Here is a 4,004-nt window from a genome sequence, read left to right as displayed (position 1 = left end):
GTGGTAACTCAACAATACAACATATATTCAAAAACTGCTACTTTTTTGTTAAAAAAGTGGAAAATTCACGTACCTGGGGCTAGCCGCCGCGCTAGCGGCTTGGTACAATGATAAAGGTGGATGAACTTGCCAATACACTTCAGGTGTGTCTGGATAGCGGCGCAAAGAAGGTGCTGATTCCGAGTACCGCGTTTGTTGATTTCGCAAGTGTTCCAGCTGATCTGATGAGTGCATTTCAGTTGATTCCATATCAGAGTGCGGAAGATGCAGTGTTTAAGGCGTTGGGGGTAGAGTAATATAAGGAGGGATAAAATGTTTGAATCAGGGCTTGAATTTTTAAGGGCAGATTTTCATCTGCATACACAAAAAGATAAAGAATTTTCATATAGTGGTGAACCAAATGATTTTGTGAAATCATATATTTCGGCATTGAAACAAGCTAATATTTCTGTTGGAGTTATTACCAATCATAATAAATTTGACAAAGATGAATATAAAGCCTTAAAAAGGGCAGCAAGCAAAGAAAAAATATTTATATTACCTGGTGTAGAATTGACTGTTAAAGAGGGAGCTAATGGTATACATACTCTTATAGTTTTTAATCCTGATGAATGGTTAGAAAATGGCAATAATCACATTCAAACATTTTTAACAGCCGCATTTGCAACAATATCTAATCCTGAAAATAGAAATACAAAATGTTGTTATGATTTAAAAAGCACATTGGAAAAACTGGAGGAGTATGGAAAAGATTATTTTGTAATATTTGCCCATGTTGATCAAGGCAGTGGTTTGTTTAACGAATGTGGAGGCGGTCTTTTAGAATCGCTCTCAGGGCTTGCTCCGTTTAGAAAACGAGTTTTAGGAATACAAAAATCGAGGACAAGGGATAATATAAATAAATTTAATCGTTGTTTTGGATATATTCCAGCTCTTATAGAGGGATCGGATCCTAAATCATTGAAAGATATTGGAAAAGGGGATAAACAAACATATTTAAAAATCGGAGAATATTCATATGCGGCGATTAAATTTGCATTACAGGACTATAAAAGTAGAGTTGCTGAATCATTACCGGAAAGAAGACATGGGTATATTGAATCTATAAGTTTTCAAGGCGGAAAATTTGATGGTCAGACTATTAGATTTTCATCAGAGCTTAATTCGTTAATTGGAATTCGCGGAAGTGGAAAGTCGTCTGTGCTTGAAGCAATTCGTTATATATTTGATTTACCGTTGCAAACAGATAAAGAATATAAAGAATCACTGATAAAAAATATTTTTGGCTCAGGAGGAAAAGCAACAGTATCTGTTGTTGATAAACATGGCAAACATTATATTGTTAGTCGTATATACGGAGAACAGAGTAATGTTATAGATGAAAATGGACTTGACTTAAATATACAACCGTCAAGCTTGTTTGATGGAATTCAATATTTTGGGCAAAAAGATCTATCAAATAGTGCTGATCATGAAAATGGTCTTCTTGAGAAATTGGTTGGTGGAAAAATAGGGAAAAGTGCAGAAATAACATCTTGTGTGAAGGAGTTGACAACATCGGTTTCTCAATTATTAGATGCGAATAAAATTCCAGAGCAGATTGAGGAATACAAAATTAAAAAATCTGAAGTTGAGCATAAAATGTCTATTTACAAGGAAAAAGGCGTTGCAGAAAAATTAAAAAAACAAACTGGATACACAACAGATAAAGCAAAGTTGGATTCTGTAAAAGGACGAATTGATTCAGCAGTACGAGAATTAAAAAAGTGTTATGATAATAATAAAGATGTGATTTTAGGCTTGCAGGGCGTGGAAAGTGTTTATAATTCTGATATTATAAAGAAGGCAAGTGATATTTTAAGTGCAATTGGAAATGAAATTTTAAAAATTGGAGAGGCCGTCACGCAGATAGAAAGTAATTCGTTAGAATTTGCAGATGTAGTGGAAATGTTATCGAAAAAAATAGATGGATTATCTGATGAATTTGCTGAAATAAAAAGAGAAATCAAAGATGATACGTTAGATATTGATGGATTTGTCAAAATGACAGAAGAGCTGGAAAAATATAAAGAGAATTTAAAGCAACTAGATGAACGAGCTAAATCCAAAAAACAAATAGAAAGTGCATTCAAGAAAGCAATGCGTGAAAGAAATGATATATTATTAGAACAATTCAATGCATATAAACTTGAAATTCAGAAAATTAATGAATCACAAAATGAATTAAAAATCACTATTGATTTTAAAGGTGACAGAGATAATTTTAAATCACAGATGAAGACTGATTTTAGGGGGTCAGGTATTTCTGAAATAAAATATCAATACTTATGTGACACGTTTAGAGATTATGTGGAGCTTATAGAAGACTGGATATTATGTGATGGTATGAAAATCAAGGAAATTATTTCATCCTCAGAATATACAAAGCTTGATAAAAAATTGCAAGATCAGTATGCGGATCTTCTGAAGAATCAGGTTTCCAATAATGTTGAAATATATTATCATGACAAATTATTACGACACCATTCAATAGGGCAGCGTGCGTCAGCTCTTATATTGTTTATACTCATGCAGTCTGATAATGATATTATTCTTATAGATCAGCCAGAAGATGATTTGGATAATAAAATTATTTACGATGAAGTAATTACAGCAATTGCGAAAAAGAAACAAGATATACAATTTATTTTTGCTACACACAATGCTAACATTCCAGTTCTGGGTGATGCTGAAAGAATTTTTGTGGTTGAGTATCAAGATACAACGATTGATATATCGCAAGGGAATATTGACCTGAAATCTACACATAAGCAAATTGTAGATATTATGGAAGGCGGAGAGGAAGCATTTGATAAAAGGCAATTAATTTATACATCATGGAAATAGATTGCATAGATGATCAGATTAAAAAATCAAGAACAAACAAATATGTATATTCCATATTGGGCATAATTTAAGTTTCGCTAAGTTTCACTTATATAGGTGTCTGAGGAAAATTTAATAGGAAAAACATGAAAAAAGCACTGAAAACCATTGGATTATTGGTTTTACAGTGCTTTTCCTTTTGCAAAAGAGGAAAAATGCAGTGAATTTAAGTTTTGCTTAAGTTTCACTGAGTTTTGATTTTACAGAGAGCCATTGCTTCTTAGGCTCATATTTTCCACATCCATCACAAGTCTGTGGCCAGTTAATTTTCCATTCAAAATATTCATCTCTGGTAATCATACCGGATTTCAGCTCATCCATTCGAACTACCCATTCTTTCAGAAAATCATTCAGAACCCCATAGTCAAACCACATACAGACAGGTGCATGAGCCGGCCAGCTATCATTGTCATGGTAGTAAACGGAAGTGTCTGCTACTTCATTGCATTTTTCACCGGGAAATTTCTTAGGGAGAAACAGATGCAATGCAGATGGATTAAATTCATCCAGCCAGAAAAGCAGTTCCATCATTTCGGAAGCGTCACGTCCAGCGGTATCATAGAGGGTATAAGGATTGACATCCAGAGCCTTAGCCATTTTATCAACCAGATCTTTTTTCGGAACACGAACGCCTTTTTCATATTGTACAATTCTATGTTGATCGGTCAGTCCGATCTTCTCTGACAGTTCTTTTTGTGTCATTTTCCGGAATGTCCGGATTTTTTTTAGTTTCAGATTAAAATTCATAAAGTCACCTCTGCATTAGTCCTGATAAACATTCGTTGAAGATAGTGAAATCAAGAAATGAATAACTATTTGTCCATATTATAACACAAACTAGCAGAAAATCAATAAAAAAGAGTACAAAAAAGAAACCTATAACGCATGAAGTGCTATTGACATTAGCAGTAACGGGGGATATAATGGCATTAAATCCGGGAGTTTGACACATCATTTTTATAACTTTCCTTAGAAATCCTTTATTTAAGCCATTTAAGGCTTATTTTTTTGTCAAATTTTTATGAATTTATACGTGCTATTTTGTACTATTTATGGTATAATAAAGGAAAAGGGTTGGA

At 33.4% G+C, this 4,004-nt stretch carries 2 protein-coding genes and 1 pseudogene; 2 read left to right on the top strand and 1 reads right to left on the bottom strand.

The window, feature by feature from the left end:
- Window positions 1–101: 101 nt before the first annotated feature.
- Window positions 102–296, top strand: a pseudogene (locus DWX73_RS12910) (hypothetical protein); the annotation flags it as partial.
- A gap of 16 nt (window positions 297–312) precedes the next feature.
- Window positions 313–2,886 (top strand): TrlF family AAA-like ATPase, encoded by a 2,574-nt coding sequence (locus DWX73_RS12905; RefSeq protein ID WP_118349093.1) that lies wholly within the window; start codon window positions 313–315, stop codon window positions 2,884–2,886.
- A 216-nt stretch (window positions 2,887–3,102) separates the two neighbouring features.
- Here the strand turns inward: DWX73_RS12905 and DWX73_RS12900 are convergent, their stop codons facing one another.
- Entirely contained in the window at window positions 3,103–3,672 is a 570-nt protein-coding gene (locus DWX73_RS12900; RefSeq protein WP_118349092.1) for a helix-turn-helix domain-containing protein, read from the bottom strand.
- Window positions 3,673–4,004 lie beyond the last annotated feature (332 nt).

It is taken from the genome of Coprococcus sp. AF21-14LB, assembly GCF_003458885.1.
GTDB lineage: Bacteria > Bacillota > Clostridia > Lachnospirales > Lachnospiraceae > UBA9414.
Note: the sequence above shows the minus strand (reverse complement) of the source record. Positions and strands in the feature narration are given on the sequence as shown.